Source organism: Kitasatospora sp. NPDC059646, assembly GCF_042734615.1.
Classification (GTDB): Bacteria; Actinomycetota; Actinomycetes; order Streptomycetales; family Streptomycetaceae; genus Kitasatospora.
This window is the reverse complement of sequence record NZ_JBHWDS010000009.1, coordinates 24,721-42,618: the sequence shown is the minus strand read 5'-3', so window position 1 is coordinate 42,618 and position 17,898 is coordinate 24,721. Positions and strand designations below refer to the sequence as shown.

Annotated in this window: 17 protein-coding genes; 12 read left to right on the top strand and 5 right to left on the bottom strand. The window is 72.2% G+C overall.

What is annotated here, in order from left to right; translation table 11 throughout:
- The first annotated feature begins 256 nt into the window (after positions 1–256).
- The 3 genes from ACFV1L_RS08390 (at position 257) to ACFV1L_RS08380 (ending at position 3,952) form a co-directional block, all read left to right on the top strand.
- Positions 257–856 (top strand): histidine kinase, encoded by a 600-nt coding sequence (locus ACFV1L_RS08390; RefSeq protein WP_380364078.1) that lies wholly within the window; start codon positions 257–259, stop codon positions 854–856.
- 144 nt (positions 857–1,000) lie between these two features.
- Positions 1,001–2,047: a potassium channel family protein gene (locus ACFV1L_RS08385; protein ID WP_380364076.1), complete on the top strand. Its 1,047-nt coding sequence runs from the start codon at positions 1,001–1,003 to the stop codon at positions 2,045–2,047.
- Between the two features lie 123 nt (positions 2,048–2,170).
- Positions 2,171–3,952: an FUSC family protein gene (locus ACFV1L_RS08380; RefSeq protein WP_380364074.1), complete on the top strand. Its 1,782-nt coding sequence runs from the start codon at positions 2,171–2,173 to the stop codon at positions 3,950–3,952.
- A gap of 299 nt (positions 3,953–4,251) precedes the next feature.
- On the opposite strand, the gene ACFV1L_RS08375 is transcribed toward ACFV1L_RS08380, so the two are convergent.
- Positions 4,252–4,467, bottom strand: a complete 216-nt coding sequence (locus ACFV1L_RS08375; RefSeq protein WP_380364073.1) for a hypothetical protein — start codon at positions 4,465–4,467, stop codon at positions 4,252–4,254.
- 462 nt (positions 4,468–4,929) lie between these two features.
- Between ACFV1L_RS08375 and ACFV1L_RS08370 the strand changes: the two genes are divergently transcribed.
- Together ACFV1L_RS08370 and ACFV1L_RS08365 are read left to right on the top strand one after the other, a co-directional pair.
- Positions 4,930–5,310 (top strand): hypothetical protein, encoded by a 381-nt coding sequence (locus ACFV1L_RS08370; RefSeq protein WP_380364071.1) that lies wholly within the window; start codon positions 4,930–4,932, stop codon positions 5,308–5,310.
- 81 nt (positions 5,311–5,391) lie between these two features.
- Positions 5,392–6,369, top strand: coding sequence for an RICIN domain-containing protein (locus ACFV1L_RS08365; RefSeq protein ID WP_380364069.1), 978 nt, complete (start codon positions 5,392–5,394; stop codon positions 6,367–6,369).
- A gap of 155 nt (positions 6,370–6,524) precedes the next feature.
- Here ACFV1L_RS08365 and ACFV1L_RS08360 read toward each other — a convergent pair whose 3' ends face one another.
- Complete coding sequence (locus tag ACFV1L_RS08360) at positions 6,525–6,947, bottom strand: MerR family transcriptional regulator (RefSeq protein WP_380364068.1); 423 nt, start codon at positions 6,945–6,947, stop codon at positions 6,525–6,527.
- Positions 6,948–7,686: 739 nt separating this feature from the next.
- Between ACFV1L_RS08360 and ACFV1L_RS08355 the strand changes: the two genes are divergently transcribed.
- Positions 7,687–8,652: an oxidoreductase gene (locus ACFV1L_RS08355; protein ID WP_380364066.1), complete on the top strand. Its 966-nt coding sequence runs from the start codon at positions 7,687–7,689 to the stop codon at positions 8,650–8,652.
- A 96-nt stretch (positions 8,653–8,748) separates the two neighbouring features.
- Here ACFV1L_RS08355 and ACFV1L_RS08350 read toward each other — a convergent pair whose 3' ends face one another.
- Positions 8,749–10,716 (bottom strand): hypothetical protein, encoded by a 1,968-nt coding sequence (locus ACFV1L_RS08350; protein ID WP_380364064.1) that lies wholly within the window; start codon positions 10,714–10,716, stop codon positions 8,749–8,751.
- 416 nt (positions 10,717–11,132) lie between these two features.
- On the opposite strand from ACFV1L_RS08350, the gene ACFV1L_RS08345 reads away from it, so the two are divergent.
- From ACFV1L_RS08345 to ACFV1L_RS08325, 5 genes are all read left to right on the top strand, one after another.
- Positions 11,133–11,351, top strand: coding sequence for a PxKF domain-containing protein (locus ACFV1L_RS08345; protein WP_380364062.1), 219 nt, complete (start codon positions 11,133–11,135; stop codon positions 11,349–11,351).
- A 786-nt stretch (positions 11,352–12,137) separates the two neighbouring features.
- Complete coding sequence (locus ACFV1L_RS08340; protein WP_380364060.1) at positions 12,138–12,497, top strand: hypothetical protein; 360 nt, start codon at positions 12,138–12,140, stop codon at positions 12,495–12,497.
- On the top strand, positions 12,494–13,561 hold the full coding sequence (locus tag ACFV1L_RS08335; protein WP_380364058.1) for a hypothetical protein: 1,068 nt from the start codon (positions 12,494–12,496) through the stop codon (positions 13,559–13,561). Before ACFV1L_RS08340 ends, ACFV1L_RS08335 begins: the two co-directional genes overlap by 4 nt.
- Positions 13,562–13,844: 283 nt before the next feature.
- Positions 13,845–15,056 (top strand): ISL3 family transposase, encoded by a 1,212-nt coding sequence (locus ACFV1L_RS08330; protein ID WP_380364056.1) that lies wholly within the window; start codon positions 13,845–13,847, stop codon positions 15,054–15,056.
- Positions 14,965–15,408, top strand: coding sequence for a transposase (locus ACFV1L_RS08325; protein ID WP_380364054.1), 444 nt, complete (start codon positions 14,965–14,967; stop codon positions 15,406–15,408). Before ACFV1L_RS08330 ends, ACFV1L_RS08325 begins: the two co-directional genes overlap by 92 nt.
- A gap of 20 nt (positions 15,409–15,428) precedes the next feature.
- Here ACFV1L_RS08325 and ACFV1L_RS08320 read toward each other — a convergent pair whose 3' ends face one another.
- Both ACFV1L_RS08320 and ACFV1L_RS08315 read right to left on the bottom strand, forming a co-directional pair.
- Positions 15,429–15,725 (bottom strand): hypothetical protein, encoded by a 297-nt coding sequence (locus ACFV1L_RS08320; RefSeq protein ID WP_380364052.1) that lies wholly within the window; start codon positions 15,723–15,725, stop codon positions 15,429–15,431.
- Between the two features lie 383 nt (positions 15,726–16,108).
- Positions 16,109–16,906 carry an exodeoxyribonuclease III gene (locus tag ACFV1L_RS08315; protein WP_380364051.1) on the bottom strand — a complete coding sequence of 266 codons (798 nt, stop codon included), beginning with the start codon at positions 16,904–16,906 and terminating at the stop codon, positions 16,109–16,111.
- Between the two features lie 196 nt (positions 16,907–17,102).
- On the opposite strand from ACFV1L_RS08315, the gene ACFV1L_RS08310 reads away from it, so the two are divergent.
- Positions 17,103–17,864, top strand: a complete 762-nt coding sequence (locus ACFV1L_RS08310; RefSeq protein ID WP_380364049.1) for a GntR family transcriptional regulator — start codon at positions 17,103–17,105, stop codon at positions 17,862–17,864.
- The last annotated feature ends 34 nt before the right edge of the window (positions 17,865–17,898 follow it).

Here is a 17,898-nt window from a genome sequence, read left to right as displayed (position 1 = left end):
GACCGGGCCGGGGCCGCACGGCGGCGCCCGGCGAGGACGCCGCGCCGTACCTCCCGAGGAGGAAAGCGGGTCACCCCTGCGGGTGACTCCGCGACGGCCGTCGACGCATAGGCTGCCGGCGTGCACCGACTCCACACGTGGTTCCTGCGCCGACCCGCCGTCGGCGACGGGGCATGGGCGCTGCTCCTGCTCACGCTGGGCGGCCGGTCGATGCTGACCGGGCCCGGCGGACTGGAGGCAGGCCGCTTGCCCGGCGGTGACCGCCCTGCTCGCCGCTCTGATGACGCTGCGCCGCAGGCATCCGGACGCCGTCGCGCTGGCCGCGATCGGGACGGGCCTCGGACAGCTCCTGGCCGGGATCCCGCTGGGCCCGGCCGGTGTCGGCTACCTGGTCCTGGCCCGCTGGGCCGCCTGCTGGGGCTCGCCGCAGGTGTCCCGGGCCACGCTGGCCGGCGCACTGGCGGTCGGCCCGCTGACCGTCTGGCACGGAGTGACCGGGGGCGGGCTCGGCTACCTGTCGGCAGGGCAGCGGGCGGCCCTCGCCGCCACGTCCGCACTGCCGTTCGTGCTGTGCTGGGCGTGGGGACGGTGGGCGCGCGCCCGGCGGGCGGAGCTGATGGCGTTGGAGGCCCGGGCCGCGGCGGCCGGAACCGACCTGGTCCGCGCCGGGATCGCCCGGGAGATGTACGACGTGATCACGCACGACCTCACGGCGATGACCGTCCAGGCCGGCAGCGCCGGGTACGTGCTGCCCGCACGCCCGCACCAGGCCAGGGACACGGTGCGGGGCCTGGGCTCGCTGGGCCGCCAGGTCCTGGCCGAACTCGACGGCCTGAAGCGGCTGTTGTCCCCGTGAGGCACTCGCCGAAGCGCCCCCGGCTTCGGCGGCCGCACCTGCGCGCCCTCGGTCCACCGCGAGGAGGGCGGCCGTTCCCCGGGCGGCACGGACGACCGGCGCGGACCGGTCGCTGACCAGCGGGATCTCCCGCAGACTCGGCTTGTGCCAGAGCCAACCACCAGTACGGGCGGGCAGCACGGCCGGCTGCGGATGCCCTACCGGGTCCGCGGCCCGGTGCGGCTGATCATGTGGCGGCTCGCCCTGGTGGCCGTGATCGTCCTGGCGGCCGCCGTCGTGGTGTTCCTCGGCCGGGACGGCTACCGGGACTCCACGGGTGACCCGGTCGGCTGGCTGACGAGCTTCTACTACGCGGTGGTCACCCTGACCACCATCGGATACGGCGACGTGGTCCCGTTCAGCGGCACCGCCCGGCTGGTCAACACCCTGGTGATCACTCCGCTGCGGCTGGGCTTCCTGCTGATCCTGGTCGGCACGACCTTCCGGGCGCTGACCGACCGGACCCGCGCGGAGTGGTGCGAACAGTCCTGGAGGCGCAAGGTGCACGGCCACACCGTCCTCATCGGCTACGGCACCAAGGGCCGGGCCGCCGCCGCGACCCTGCGGGCGCGCGGCGTCGCCCCCGCCGACCTCGTCGTCGTCGACACCGCGCCCGGCGCGGTCGACGACGCCAACCGGCACGGCCTGGTCGGCATCGTCGGCGACGGCACCCGCAGCGAGGTCCTGGCCCGGGCCGAACTCGGCCGTGCCGCGCGGGTCCTGATCGCCACCGGCCGCGACGACACCGCAGTCCTGGCCGCCCTCACCACCCGCCGGATGAACCCGGCGGCGGTCGTCACCAGTTCGGTCGAGCACGCGGAGAACGCCGCACTGCTGCGCGACAGCGGAGCCGACAACGTGATCACCTCCGCGGAGACCGCGGGCCACCTGCTCGGCGTCGCCGCCCTGTGCCCCGACGTCGGAACGGTGCTGGAGGACCTGCTGTCCGCCGGGCTCGGCATGGAGATCGCCGAGCGGCAGCCCGCCGCGGACGAGGTCGGCCAGGACCCGCGCCGTCTTGCCGAGCCCGTCCTCGCGGTGGTGCGCGACGGGCGCCCCCTGCGCTACAGCGATCCCGTCATCGGCACCGTCCGCCGGGACGACCGGCTGATCGTCGCCCGCGAATCCCCCGGGGACCCGTCCGCGCGCTGAACGGCGAAGCGCGCCGGGGGCGTCACCCCGGTCCCGCTCCACCCCGGCCCCGGCCCGGTCATGGCGACGCCCCGACGTCCCCGGAACCGCTGCGCCGTGCCGCCCGGCTGGTATACAGCGGGGGTGTTCCGTTCCCGCCCCGCACCACGGCCGACCGCTGCCGACCGCCCCCGCCGGGCCCGCGAGCTGACCCGGGTGCTCTCGCCGAGAGGCGCGCTGGCACTGGACCGGGTGGACGGGGCACTGCGGTTCGCCCTCCGGGCGGCGCTGGCGATGGCCCTGTCCGCGCTGCCGCTGGTCGCGGCGGGCGAGCCCCGGCTCGCGGTGTACGCCATGCTCGGCGTCTTCACCACGACGTTCGGCCGCAACCTGCCCTACCGGCGGCGGGCCCGGGTGCTGGCCGGGGTCGCGCTGGCGATCACCGGCGCGGTGGCCTGCGGGTCGGCCCTCGCCGTGGCGGCCCGGCCGGTGGAGGGCGGCCCCGGCGCAGTGGCGGTGGTCGCGGCGACCGCGCTGGTCGCCGGCGTCGCGAAGTTCTGCTGCGACACCCTGGGGCTGCGCGGCCTGGGAGCGGTCCTGCTGCTGTTCGCGTTCACCGTCGCCGCGAACGGGGCCGCCACGGCCGCCCGGATCGGCCCGCAGACCGCGGCCGCCGCGTTCGGCGCCGCCACGGCCTGGCTGCTGGCGCTGTCCGGCCTGCTGTGGCACCGGGACCACCCGCAGCGCATGGTGACGGCGACCGCGCTGCGGGCGGTCGCCGACCTGCTGGACCGCCCGGGCCCGGACGGGACGGCAGACGCCCGGGCCCGGTACCGGGCGACCGCCGCCGTCCTGCAGGCGTACTCCTCCCTCGGGGCCCGGCCGCCGGCCGACCGGTTCGGCGGAGTCCGCGGCGGAGTCTGCCTGCGGCTGGCCGACACGTGCTGGTCCCTGCTGGTGCGCTCCGCGTACCGCCCGCCCACCGGCACCCGCGAGCAGGCCCGGCGACTGCGCTCGCAGGCCGGACTGCTGGCCGACGGCCGCTACCGCTCCCCGGTCCTGGTCGGCGACCTGTCCAAGCCCGCCCGGCCGGCCCCGCCGGCCGCCGCGGCCGCCCCGGGCCAGGCCGTGCACCCCGTCAGCGTCCCCGCCTCCGGTTTCGACGCGGCACTGCACCGGACCGCCGAACTGCGCTCCGGGGCCGACCGGGCGTCCCGACGGGCGGCGGTCTTCGCCGTCCCGGCGTTGCGGATGACGCTCGGCACGGCCGCGGCCGGGGGCCTGGCACTGGTGCTCGGGCTCGGCCACGGCTACTGGGCGGCGATCTCGGCAGCGGCCGTGCTGCACTCGGTGAGCGTGCGCACCACGGCCCACCGGGCGGTGCAGCGGACCGTGGGCACACTGGCCGGCCTGCTGATCGCACTGGCCGTGCTGGCCACCGGGCCGGGGCCGGTGGCGCTCGTCCTGGTGATCGTGGTGCTGGAGTTCCTGCTCGAGTACCTGGTGGTCCGCAACTACGCGCTGGCCGTGGTCTTCCTGACGCCACTGGCCCTGCTGATGAACGACCTGGTCACGCCGACCGGCACGGTGGGCCTGCTGCGCGACCGGGCCCTGGGCAGTGTGCTGGGCATCGGCGTCGGCCTGCTGTGCGCGCTGCTGGTCGTCCACGACCGGGCCGCGGTGCGGGTCGAACGGGCGCTGGCCGCCTGCACGGACGCGATGGCGGACGCCGAACGGGCCAGGACCCGGGCCGCCGCAGCCGCCCGGCCCGAGGCGCAGGTGCGGCTGGCGGCCGCGCTGGTCGAGCTGCACGAAGCCTCCGACGCCGCGGCCGGCGAACTGTGGGAGTCGGGAATCGACCCCGTCCGGCTCGCCGCCGCGGAACAGCGCGCCTACCTGCTGCTGAATCAGCTGTCCGTCGACTGACGCCGGATCACTTCGCAGGCAGCAGCGGCACAGGTCAGGCCCTCCACCAGGACAGCACGGCACGCACCGGCCTCCCGGACCACCCCGGCGAACTGCCGCCGCAGCCGCTCAGGAGACGGACCGTACGGCCCGAGCGGCAGCTACGGCACCATGAACTCCCGCTGCGCAGCGATCAGTTGTGCGCGCGGCACGCAATAAGGTCCACCGGACCGGGCCGGCCCCGGAGCGGGGGTGAAGCCCTCCGGAGGGCCCGGGGGCGGCCGGCCGTCAGGTGCCGGCCGGACCGCCGGGGCGCACGGTCAGGCCCAGACCTGGAACTTGTACTTGCCACTGCCCGCCGGGGACTCGATGCAGCGGACCGGCTGGGTGGCGCCGTTCATCTCGGCCTTGCAGGTGGCGAGGCTGATCCCCGAACGCAGGGTGATCCAGCTCGCGGCGTGCGCGGTACCCGCCGTGCCCAGGACGACAGTGGCGGCGGCGACGACGCCGACGGCCGCGTACTTGAGTCTGCTCATCGTGAACTCCTCGTGGTGTGACGGACGGTCAGGCCCTGACGAACCCGATCCACGGCCCGGTCCTCGGCCCGAACCCGTGCGCAGCGCAGCGGCCGGGCCGAGCGACTCGAACTCCACCACCAGCCGCAGCGGCCGGCAAGGAGATCAGCCGTCCCGGACACCCGTGGACAGCCGCCCCGCCGCCGACCAGCGGTGTCCGACCTGTCCAGGACGGACCGCGCAGCGGCGGCAGAGCCGGCCACCGCACCGGACCGACGGCGCGAGGACGCTCCCACGGCACCCGGCCCGGTGAGCGGACGCGTCCCGGACGGCCGGGTACGCGCAAGGCCACGGACCCCCGGCCCGCCGCGCCGTGTCCCGGACGGGCGAACGCCGTTGACCCGCCTCCGCGCCGCTTCACAAGCTGGGAGCGCCCACACGGCAGTCGTGCCGACGTCACGGGCCCCGATCGAGGAGCACCCCATGAAGAGTCGACTCGTCGTCACCGCGGCAGCAGCCCTGGCAGCAGTGACGCTGGCGGTGACGCCCGCCGCCGCCAAGACCATCGCCCTGCGCACCCCCGACAACCTCGCGGGCGTCGAGTACATCAGCGAGACCGACACCTTCCGCCTCTGGGACAACCGGGCCGACGACACCACCTCGACCAGGGTGGTCTGGAAGAAGGTGAACTCCACCCTCACCGGCACGCTCCGGCACCGCTGGCAGAGCGGCGTGAACGGCCAGTCCGCCAACCAGTCCCCGACCACCGGCATGAAGTCCGGCGACCAGTTCACCTTCCAGGTCTGCTCGCTGAACGGCAGCCAGGTCATCGAGTGCTCCGGCTGGGGCACCGCCTGGTACTAGGCACACCCGCCGCGGGATCGCCGGTCGTGGACGGCTCAAATCCCGATGGCTCCGCCCGCGGTGCTCCGCAAGAATCGCGGGATGAGTTCTCCGCCACCGTCCCCCGATCCGACCCGCGCCCACAGCGTGGCTCAATTCGTCGCGCTCCTAAGGGAGTTACGGGAACAGTCCGGCCTCACCTACCGCGCCCTGGAGAACCGCGCCGCCGAACTCGGCGAGACGCTCCCGCGCAGCACGGTGGCCGCCATCCTGCGCCACGACCAACTGCCCAGGCCTGAAGTGCTCCGGGCGTTCCTGCTCGCCTGCGGCCACCAGGGGCCTCCGGCCGCCTGGCTGGAGGCACGCGCCCGCCTGGCATCGGGCAAGGAGGAGACCGACGGCACCGGTGGGGCGGAAGCGAGCACCTCCGCCCCACCACCTCCGCCGGTGCCCGGCCCGCGGCGGCCGGCCCGGGGCGCAGCCCTGCTCGGTGCCCTCCTGGCCGTGCTCGCCGTGGCGGGAGTCCTTGCGCTCCGGAACGGCCCCGACGGTTCCCCCGGCACCGCCGCACCCCACGGAAGCACCGCCCAGGATCCGCCCCCACTCGCAGGGGCGTACCGGATCCGGCCAACGGGATCGGGCCTGTGCCTGGGCGAGTCGGCCGTCCGGGACAGCGGTGGACGGGTGACGCAGGTCGACTGCGCCGGCGCCGTACCCACCTACGTTCTGGAGCCGGGGGCCGACGGCCTCTACACGATCCGCTCGCTCCATCCCGTTCTCGGCCACGGCTGCCTGGGGGTCGACTCCGGACTGCGCACCGAGGGCGCCACCCTGATGAACGACTACTGCGGCCGCCGGGGCACCGCCGAACGGTTCAGGCTGCGCCCGTCGCCGGACGGCTCCGGTGCCTACCTGATCCGGCCGGCCCACACCGACGCGTGCGTCACCGTCCCCGGAGGCATCGCCACCCCGGGTGCCTCCGTGCTCCAACTCCCCTGTACGACCACGCCCACGGGCCAGACTTTCACCCTCGAACCCGTCCCCGCCCCCACCGGCATTCCGGACATCACCACCAACTAGTGAAGCCTCCGGCCTCGCCCTCACCACCAGCACTCAACCCCCTGAGCGCCGCCACCGGCACCCGCCGCCAGGACAGACGGCTGAGCATGGGCCGGGCTTTCGCCGACTGCCGGTGGGCGTGGTGCCGTTCGAGGTCGGCGGCGCGCAGGACGGGGTCAGCCGGTCGGGGCCCACAGGCCGCCGGCCTCGCCGCGGGCGAGGTGGTCGGCGTAGACGCCGACCTTCCAGGTGATGACGGCCCGGCAGTCCTCCAGTTCCCGGATGCGGGCGTCCACGCGCCGTCGGTGCGCGTCGAGCAGGGCGTGGCGTTCTGCCTCGTTGCCCGGGCCGGAGCGGACCAGTTCGGCGAATCGCCGCAGCTCGGCCAGCGGCATCGCGGACTCGCGGAGCTTGACGCAGATCAGCAGCCACTCGACGTCGGACTCGGTGTACCTGCGCCGGCCCCCGGCCGTTCGTCGAACCGGTCCGACCAGCAGGTTCTCGCGTTCGTAGAAGCGCAGGGTGTCGATGCTGAGCCCGGTTCGCTCGGCCACCTCGCCGATGCCCAGTGCCCGCGCGGAATTGTCGTTCGCTGCCATGGGCAGGAGCCTAGGGCCGGTCCGTTCGGACCACGTCCGCCGGCCGGGGCCACTCCGGTCCCGCCGTTCGTGATACCGCTCCGGGGGGCCGGTCACCGGCCTTCGGCTCAGGAGCAGGAGCAGGAGCAGGAGCAGGAGCGAACCGTCTCGTTCCAGCCGTCAGGGCTGCGGGAGGGTCGTTGTGCCCCGCGGCGAGGACGTGGTGCAGTGCGGCGAGCTGCTGCGTGTGCGCGGGGGAGGTCCAGCCGGTCGAGGAGGGCCGGTGTGGCTGCCGGCTCCAGGTCGCCGTGGACATCGTGGAGGCTCGCCAGGAGGCCGCGGAAGACGGCCGGGTGCAGGCCGGGGAGCCGCGCAGCGGTGCGGTACGGCAGCTCCTTCACCCTCCAGCGCACCGGTCCCGAGCATTCCGGAACCCGGCGGGCTCGGCGGAGCAGGGCTTCGGATCGCTCGGCCACCACCCCGTCGCAGCCCGAAAGCCAGGTGAAGCCGGTCGGCTGAGGGAAGGTCTTCGGCGAACACCTCGCCGGGCCGGGAGGGTGCCACCTGGTTGGCGGTGGTGACCGGCGCGTCCGGTTCCTCGTCGCGCGCACCTGGCGGACGCCCTGAGCGGCCAGGCACCGCCGCGCTGCCTCCTCGGCTCGCATCTCCGCCGGGGAAGCAGGAGCCAAGCCGCGCAAGATCCGAACGGAACGGCCTGGGACTTGATCTGGACCCCGCTCCAGCTCGTAGCGTCCTCGGCATGAACACCGATTTGGTCAATTCCGCTCAACGGCCCGTCAACTCCTCTTTCTCCGCCGCAAGTTCCGCTCAGGAGGTGCTGGCCGGCCGCGACCTGTCCGGCACCCGGGCGGTGGTGACCGGCGGCTACTCGGGGCTCGGACTGGAGACCGCCCGCGCGCTGGCCGCCGCCGGGGCGCGGGTGGTCGTTCCGGCTCGCCGGCCCGAGGCGGCGCGGGCCGCGCTGGCAGGGGCGGCGGGGTGCGAGGTGGTGGCGATGGACCTCGCCGACCTCGGCAGCGTGCGGGCCGCCGCCCGCCGGATCGCCGAACTGCTGCCGGGGATCGACCTGTTGATGGCGGTGGCCGGGGTGATGGCGACGCCGGAGCGGCGGGTCGGACCGGGCTGGGAGTACCAGTTGGCGGTCAACCACTTCGGGCACTTCGCGCTGGTCCGCGAGCTGTACCCGCTGCTGGCCGCCGACGGCGGCGCGCGCGTGGTGGTCAACAGCTCGGCCGGGCACGCGCTGACCGCCTTCCGCTGGCAGGACCCGCACTTCGCCGGGGGCTACGACAAGTGGCTGGCGTACGGCCAGGCGAAGACCGCCAACGCGCTGTTCGCGGTGCACCTGGACGTGCTCGGGCGGGCCGACGGGGTGCGGGCGTTCGCGCTGCACCCGGGGCGGATCATCACCGGCCTGCAACGCGAGATGACGCTCCAGGAGCAGGTCGACCGGGGGTGGGTGGACGAGCAGGGCACGGTGGTCGGCGCCGGCTTCAAGTCGCCGTCGCAGGGCGCCGCCACCGGCCTGTGGGCCGCCACCTCGCCGCTGCTCGCCGGGCGCGGCGGCCTGTACCTGGAGGACTGCGAGGTGGCCGTCGCGGTCGCCCCGGGAACGCCGATGGACGACGGCGGCGTCCACCCGCACGCGATCGACCCGCAGGCCGCGGCCCGGCTGTGGGAGCTGTCGCTCGCCGCGACCGGCTGACCGGTCCGCCGCCGCCCGGCACCGCCGGGCCGCTCCCGCCGGCGACCGGCACGGCCCGCGCCCGGGACGCGGTGCCGGGCCGGGGCCTGGGGCCGGTCAGGCCGAGGACGAGGAGGTCTTCCAGGTCGGCATCGGCCCCTTGGGAGGCACGGCGCACAGGTCGGGCAGGTTGTCCCAGGTGGACACCCCGCTCCCGTTGACGATGATCAGTCGCTGGACGCGCAGGTCGTTCCCTCCGGCCCTCTTCTCGCAGAGGATGCTTCGGATCTTCTCCCATTTCCGGAGGTTGAAGAGGTCGTATTCGAGATCGCTCTTGGACGTTCCGAAGAGTTCGGGGAATTTCGGCTCGATGTTGAGCTGGAGGACGCGCTTGAAGCCGGGCGGGGAGTTGTCGGGGAACTTGTCCTCGCCGTTGACTCCCGCTTCGCCGGTGAGCTGCCTGGCGCCCAGGTCGACGGCCTCGGCGAAGTTCCGCCGGGAATTGACGGTCTTGATCTGGACCGAGTCCGCCCCAGCGGTTCCGCCGTCGGCCGGCAGCGCCAGGATGTCGGCCTTGTAGGTCACGCCGTCGAGGGGGTAGGAGCCGTCGACGATGACGTTGTAGTCCGGGTTGTTCCGGACGAAATGACCCGCGTTCTCCAGCTCCCGGATTCCTCCCGGGTTGTTGGCGGAGTACGCCTTCTTCATCAGGGCGGGCAGGTCCTTGATGTTCTGCACGCGGCCGGACGACACCAGATCGGCGAGCAGGGGAATGTGCCCGTGGTTGTCCGCCTTCTCCAGCAGGTCCCTGGCGGCGTCGTTCGCCGCGGTGTCGTCCTGCGCCGCCTCCCGGGTGAAGGCGTCCAGCAGCATCGAGACCATCGGCCGCAGCGGAGGGGCGACGATCTCCTGCGGGTCCAGCTTGCGCGCCCGCAGGCGCTCGGCGACCGCCGGATCCGGCCCGTAGGAAGCGGCCGAGTACACCCAGGCGTCGTAGGTGACCGTCACCGTCGAGTTCGTGCCCTTGGCCGCGTTCGGAGTGCTGCCGCTGATCTGCTTGGACTCCTTCGGGGCGAGGGTGCCCAGCGGATGGACCGCGAGGGGCCGGCCCTGGAAGCTCACGTGGAGCACCGCGTCCGCGGGCTGGTCGCCCTGGTTGGTGACCGTCACCGTGTAGGGGCAGAGGTCCGTCTCGCACAGGTCGGGACCGCCGAGATCCACCTTGAACGCGGGCCCCGCCGACGCCACCGCGACGTCGGTGGACGCCGGGGGAACGCTGGCCGAAGCCGCAGCGGCGGCATCCGAACCGACCGCCGCCGCCTGCGCGGCCGTGGCCGGCTTGGGCCCCAGGAACAGGTACGGCTGGTACGGGTCGCTGTCCCCGTAGCCGGCCGGCACCGCCCGCCGCCCACCGGCAGCGGAACGCGAACCCGCCCCGGTGTGCCACATGGCTGTCGTCACCGGGCCCGCGTCGACCGGATCGACCCCGAGCGCCACCACCTGGTACGGAGCGGCAGCCGTCACGACCACCGTCCCCGTCCGCCCGACGAAGGAGGTGACCGGGCGCCCGCCCTGCAGACCGGCGTCCTCGACCACCGCCCCGGGATCGGAGACGATCTGCCGCACCACCTCGGCGAGCGCCTTCGGCGTCAAGGAACCCGCATTCACCCCGAAACTGTCCAGCATGTAGTACCCGGAGCGCTTCTCCGGCGCGACCCAGTGGCCACTGCTCGTCAGATCGTGCCCGTGGAACGGCTCCTGCTGCGCCCAGAACGCGGCATCGCCCTTCAGGTACAACTGGTCGCCCGACCAGGCCAGGTCGGCCTTCCCGCTCGCCGGGCCCTGGAGCGTCCCGGTCGCCTGGCCCCCGGCCGTGACGGTGAGCTGCGCACGGGTCGCGGCCCCGTCCTGCCCCGGCACGTACACCGCGGACAACTCCACGGCCGGCAGCGCCTCCAGGGCCTCCGCGGCGGTCCGCGCATGGTCCTGGAGCTGCGCCCTGGTCTCCACGGCCGGAGTGCCGTCGCCGTCGGGCCACAGCACCAGACCCAGGATCACCGCCAGCGAGACACCGGCAGCCGCCACCGACAACAGCACCTTCCGGCGGCGGCCCGCACCGGGCGAACCCCCGCCACCCGGCCGCACCGGAGCAGGAGCTGCGAACGGCACGGCGGTGCCCGGTGGCCCGAAGCCCGGTACTCCGCCGGGCGAGAACTCCGTGCCCCCCGGATCCTCCTGCGGTGCGCCCTCCCGACGGCTGCCGTCGTCCTGTCCCGAGGCTGCCTGATGCTCGTCCACGAACGTCCCTTCGAAGATTCTGTCTGCGCGGGAAACGGCCCGCCGCACCGCGATCGGCACGGTGCAACGGGCCTGGACACCCAAGGTCGGGCCCCCGAGCCAGCAGGGCCAGGTCGAACCACCGGTCATTGGTGACCGCCGCGCGTGACCTGGGGCTTTGCCCGCACGTGGCGGGGCGGCAGCGACTCCTCGGTGAGCTCGTCGTGCTCGAATCCAACCAGGCCCACGCCGGCCGGGCGATCCCGATGAAGTTCACCCTCGGCGGCAACTACGGCCTGAACATCCTGAACCCCGGCGAGCCGACCACCCAGCAGCTCGACTGCACCACCGGCACGCCGATCGGGCAGCCCGCGTCCACCATTCCCTCGGGCGACGGTGCCCTGCAGTACGACGCGGCGACCGATACCTACAGCTACCTGTGAAGACGTCGGTCTCCTACGCCGGCACCTGCCAGCAGCAGTTCTCTCTCGGCCTCGACGACGGCACCACTCACACCGCCCTCTTTCAGTTCAACTGACCCACCAACTTCAGGCCCTTAACACCGCACCCGCGAGAAGGCCCGGCCATGCCGGGCCCTCCCCGAGGCCGAAACGCAGCCCGCTACCCCTCCGCGCACACGCCGGCGTCGGCGTGCACCGCCCCTGCGAACGGCCACGCGCTCTGCGCGCGCGTCGTCAGGAGCTGAGAGCAACCGGGGTCGCCGGCCGGCGGCGAGCTTTGTCCGGCGGCAGGGGTCCGAATTCTCCGGCTAGAAGGCGCGGTCGAAGACCGCCGTGAGGTCGGACCAGCATTCGGCGTGGGAGTCGGCCCGTTCGACGTCGGCCTAGGTACACCGAGCTGCGATTCCCTGACAGGCCATCAGGTAGTTGATCCTCCAGTGGAACGACGCGTTTTCCAAAAGGCCCACCCGTTCGCATGGGGGTGGTGCGGATACGTCTGCTGGCCTGGGTGAAGGGGGCTATCCGTGGGCAGCGCGACGCGGGCACCGGTTCGGGCAGTGGTCGGTTCGCGTGCATCGGACACGCATGGGGACGAGGGCAAGGTGTCTCACCTGGTCCAGGCCGAGTCGGCGACCCGGCATGCGGTCTCAAAGGAGTGGGAGATTGTCGGCTCCTTCGAGGATCTGGACGTTTCCGCGAAGATCACGCCATGGAAAGCGTCCGGACCTGGGCCCCTGGCTAACCGATCGGCAGGGCGAGTGGGACGCGATGGTGTGGGCCAAGGTCGACCGGGAGTTGTGGTCGGCCAAGGACTGCGCGGACGTGGCGCACTGGGCTGAGGAAAACCACAAGGTCCTCATCATCACCGACGACGGCATCACCCCGGACCACCTCAAGGGTCAGGAGAGCTCGTTCGGGAGCGAGCTGGCCAAGGTGTTCCTGATGCGGCTTCGATCTGAGCGCACCTGCGAGGCCATCACTGCGCACGCAGCCTCCCGCTCCGGCCTCCGCGTCCGCCCGCAGAAGTACGCCCCTGGCCCATGGACCTGCCAGCCCATGAACGGCGCAGACGCCAGGTCTCAACCGGCGCCCGACTGTCACATGCGAATGATTCCCTTCCCGCCATGACACTCCTCGTCGCTGTCGTCGTCCTGTGGCTCGTATGGGTCCTCGTCACGCTGCTGTGCGTCTCCCATACATGGGTGTATGCCGTCCGACGCCCTGGTCGCTTCCTGCAAACCATCCTCCGCCCGCTGTACAACCGTGCCCGCAACCGGAACCTTGAAAGCGCAGAACGTGCCGAGGCGGCCCTGCGGCAGTGCGGTGTTCCTGACGGCGTACTGCCTGACCCCACCGTGATGGCCTCACGGTCCACAGCGTTCGGCGTCCACAAAGTCGGAGTGCTGGCCGCCTGGGCGGTGCCGTTTGCGCTGGTGCTTCTGGCACAGGGAGCAGCAGACCCCACCGCGAGACAGATCGCTGTCGTCTACGCCATGCTCATCTTCACTACGGCGCTCGCCCTAGTCGACGCCCGGGCCACCGCTCGGAGCACCGTCTTCGCCGCAACCACCCGGGCAGCCGTGAACGTAGCTGGATTCCTCATGAGCGGCGATGATGGCACCCCGGAAACCGATTCCCGGCAAGCTACCCCCGGGGTCAAGCGCTACCAGAGCCTCACGCAGGCACTGTCCGCCGCCATCAACACCCTGTGCCAAGCCGCTCTGATACAGGCGACAGCCCTGTCAGCCCATGCGGATTTCCACGCGAGAGCCGAGGTCCTCTCCACCGCGCAGCACCTGATCGCCAACTTGAAGGACGAGCGCTCTAAACTTCTGTGGCACCCGGAAGGGAGCAAGGCGCGTATCGCTCAACTCTGCGCCGCCGTTCTCGCCCAGGCATGCAAGCCCCACGAGAAGGAACTGCACTCGATCCTGGTCGTCGACCCCGCTGTCCTCCGCTCCGACCTCCACTGGCATCCGGTCCGATCACCGCGCCGCCGCATCATCCTTGCCCTCGCCGTTCAGACAGCCATGATTGCTGTCCTGCTCGGCGTCATCGTCGCGCTGACGCATTTTCAGGTCCCGGAGGCCGTGGTTCTACTGGTCTTCGCTCTTCTTGCCGCGCTGTTCGCACGAGTCCTCGTCGCTCTCGATCTACCCGCCACCGAGTGGCTCAGGATCGCTCGCCGCTGACTGCGGTGAGCGGTGGCGGCGGACTACGCATCGCATCGCCATGGCGATCGGCCCGCCGCTTCCAAAGCCCCTGCGTATCGCCTCTGAACAGGTGCGGTGCCACCGAAGTGGGCCGGGATCCCATGGCCGGGCAGGTGCTCGGCGGTGTGCTGCAGCTGGAGGCGCCGGCCTTCGAAGCGCCGCGGCACTGATCTCCAGCCGTGTCGGTGGCCGTGGCAAAGTGGCTCTGGCGCGAGTTCCGTGAAAGCCGCCCGTGGATCTTGAAAGTTGTCGATCATGATGGGTGTCTGTCGCTGACCTTCTGGCTGTCTTGTTCCCCCAGTTCGCGCTGCTGAGTGTGGACTTGATCAGGCCGGTTGGCCGGTCGGTGCGGGTGCACGCCCGGGGCCGGGCGCCTGGGGCGGAGTGTCCCGGCTGCGGGAGGTGGTCAGGACGTGTCCACAGCGGGTACGAGCGGCGGGTCAGCGACACCGCGGTCTCCGGCCAGGAGCTGTTGCTGCACCTGCGGGTCCGCCGGTTCTTCTGCGACACCGCCGGCTGTGGGAAGCGGACCTTCGCTGAGCAGATCCCCGGTCTGACGTTCCGTTATGGGCGGTGCACGGTACCGCTGCGGAAGGTTCGCGAGGCTGTCGCCCTCGCTCTCGGCGGCCGAGCCGGAGCTCGCCTGGCCGAGCGCCTGTCAGCCGGGATCGGCCGTGATGCCCTGATACGCCTGATCCGCGCGCTGCCGGACCCGGCTGACAGGCGGGTCCGCGTGCTTGGCGTCGACGACTTCGCCCTGCGCAAGGGTCACAACTACGGCACCGTCCTGATCGACATCGAGGGCCGCCGTCCCGTCGAGGTCCTGCCCGAGCGGTCCGCCGATGCCCTGGCCCAATGGCTCACCGAGCACCCCGGTGTCGAGGTGATCTGCCGTGACCGGGCCGCCTACTACGCCGAGGGCGCGACCCGTGGCGCCGGCACCGCGACGCAGGTCGCGGACAGGTACCACCTCTGGGCAAACCTCGGCGTTGCCGCTGAGCGGCTGGTCGCCCGTCTGCGCTCGCAGTGGGTCCCGCCCACACCGGACAGGGAGAAGGTGGAACTGCCCGAAGGACCACGGGCCAGGCGCACCCGAGAGCGCCACGCCGCCGTTCACGCGCTGATGGACAGGGGCATGGGACACAGCCAGATCGTCGCCGAGCTGCAACTGGACCCGAAAACCGTGCGGAAGTTCATGCGGGCCGCCCACCCCGGACGAGCTGATCGGCGCGGGACCCTCGGGCGGCCGGCAGACCAGCCTGGAAGGCCACGCCGCCTACCTGATCGCGCGGTTCAACGAAGGCTGCCACAGCGCACTGCGGCTCCACCACGAACTCGCCGAACGCGGACTGGCCGTCAGCGAGCGCACGATACGACGCTTCGTGTACCGGCTGCGCGAGAACGCCAAGCCGACCACCCGCCTGCCAGTCCCGAAGGTCCGCGAGGTGACCGGGCTCATCCTCACCCACCCTGATCACCGATCCGAGGCCCAGCAAGTCCTCCTGAAGGAACTACCCATCCGTTGTGGGGAGTTGGACGAAGCGTGCGACCTCGTCGCCCGGTTCGCCTCGATCATCGTGAACCGGCGCGGCCAAGAGGAACTCGAACGCTGGACCGCAGACGCCGAAGCGAGCACCTTGCCCGAGCTGCGAGGCTTCGCCACCGGCTTGCGCAAGGATTGGGATGCCGTCGTGGCCGGCCTCACCCTCCGCTGGAACTCCGGCCCGGTCGAGGGCCACGTCAACCGGATCAAGATGCTCAAGAGGCAGATGTTCGGCCGCGCCAAGCTGGACCTCCTGCGCAAGTGCGTACTCCTCGCGGCCTGAAGATCACCGTCGTCCTGGGGCTACACCAGGGCAGCGGGGCAAGCGCAGAGCCCGCTCACGGCGCGTAGGGCGGCTGTGTGCAGGTTCTTCACCTCCGTGAGCGGGACGCGGGCTACCGCAATGGCGACACGGCTGGGATCCGCGGGGGTTCTCGCGGTGACATCGAGTTCTGCCTGCTCCGCTTCTGTCGCACGAACCAGGGCTGAGAAGACGTAAGCGCCTTCGTCCGTGGTGTACGCATCGGCCCACAGCTCGATCAGTGCACCGCTCTGCAACGTCACGTGCCAGGCGAGGGGCGCTCCAGCAGCAAACTCCATGGTCGGGAGGCTAGCGGACACCCACGTGCAGCAAGCACTCGCCCACCGGGAGCAAGACGGCGACGACAGCCAGGATCTGCTGACAGCGCTCAAGATCGGCCTCCGGAAGACAGTCACGGCGGCTTTCACGGAACTCGTGCCAGAGCCGGCAAAGTCCAGGTGTGCGGCCAGTTGAGTCCCCGCTGATGGCCACGAGAAGTCCAGGTGGATGGCCGTCCGGCCTGCGGTGCTCCTCGTCGCTTCCTTATCTGGAGAAGACCTTTCGTCCGGCTTGCTGGTGTTTGAGAAGCATCGGCGATGTGTAGATTGCGTCGATCCGCCAGCCGGTGTCGGCACGATTTGCAGTTTGCTTGGCCGTTCTCGTCCCGTTCCGTTGCGGGCTGTCAGACGTCGAAGACGGCCGTCACCGGAGCATGATCCGACCATCGCTCTGCATGGCTTGCGGGTCGTTCCACGTAGGCCTCGGTGCACCGAGCCGCGATTCCCTGACTGGCCATCAGGTAGTCGATCCGCCAGCCGGCGTCGTTGTCGAAGGCGCGGCCGCGGTAGGACCACCAGGAGTAGGGGCCGTCCTGGTCGGGGTGCTGGGCGCGGAGGACGTCGACGTAGCCGTGGTCGTCGAGGACGCGGGTGAGCCAGGCGCGTTCCTCGGGGAGGAAGCCGGCCTTCTTCTGGTTGGCCTTCCAGTTGCGCAGGTCGGCCTCGCGGTGGGCGATGTTCCAGTCGCCGCAGACCAGGACCTCGCGGCCCTCGGCGGCGGCCCGCTCGCGCAGGGCGCCGAGGTGGACCAGGAACTCGGCCATGAAGCGTTCCTTCTCGTCCTGCCGCGCGGTGCCGACCTCGCCGGAGGGGAGGTAGAGGGAGGCGACGGTCAGGCCGGGCAGGTCGAGTTCCGCGTAGCGGCCGGAGGTGTCGAACTCGGCCGAGCCGAAGCCGATCCGGGTGGCGTCCGGGGCGCGCCGGGAGAGCACGGCGACGCCGGCGCGGCCCTTCGCGACGGACGGCGCCCAGACCGCGTGCCAGCCGTCCAGGCGGGCGATGACCTCGCCGAACTGCTCGGCCTCGGCACGCACCTCCTGGAGGCAGACCACCTCGGACTTGGTGTCGTCCATCCACTCCAGGAAGCCCTTCTTCGCGGCTGCCCGGATCCCGTTGACGTTGACCGTGGAAATGCTCTGCACCCAGCGAGGGTACCGGCTCGCGGCCCGGGGCCGTGCGTGGAACCCCGGCCATTGGTCTTGACCATGTCCCCGCGCACCCCCTACTGTCACTTACTGCAAAGACCTTTAATAAAGAAGGACGGATAAAGCCCGCCCTCCCCACCTGCCGAAACCGGGGAGCGACGGCGGGCCGTCGGCCTTCAGGGTGGAGGACACGGTGGGGCAAGGAACGCTCACGGCGGCAGCGGAGCCGAAGTACTGGCACCTGCGCACGGTGCTGCTGCGCACCATGGACGCCGAGTTCTCCACCGGTCAGGTGCTGCCCAACGAGCGTGAGCTGTCGGCGCGCTTCGGTGTGGCCCGCGCCACCCTCCGGCAGGCCCTCGACCAGCTGGAGCTGGAGGGCCGGCTGGTCCGCCGCCGCGGCATCGGCACCCTGGTCGCCGCCCCGCGCGTCGGCATCCCGGTCAACGACCGCGAGTCCGGCCGGGCCGGCGCCGCGCGCGGCTCGGAGTGGAAGGTGGTCGACTGCACCACCGCCGCCGCCTCCGCCGCGCTCGCCCGCACGCTCGGCATCGCCGAGGGCGAGCAGGTGCACACGGTGCGCCGGCTCCGGATCACCCAGGGCGTGACGGTCGCCACCGAGTCGCTGCACGTCCCGGCCGCCGCGCTGCCGCACCTGGCCGTGGTGGTGGACGACAGCGACCGCGCCCGCGGCGTGCTGCGCCAGCTGGACCGGCTGGGCATCGACGGCGAGTCCCGCTCGGTGGAGCTCGGCGTGGCCGAGACCGGCGAGGCCGCGCTGCTGGAGCGCCCCCCGGGCACCCCGGTGCTGGTGGTCACCACCCAGTACGCGTCGGCGGGCCGGCTGGCGGCGGTCGCGGTGTCCACCTACCGCGCCGACACCTGCAAGCTGACCTTCGGCGAGTCCGGGGCCGTCCAGGTCGCCACCGCCGTCCCCGCCACGGCTGCCTCCTGACGCAGCGTCGGCCGCCGGCGGACTCTGCCCGCCG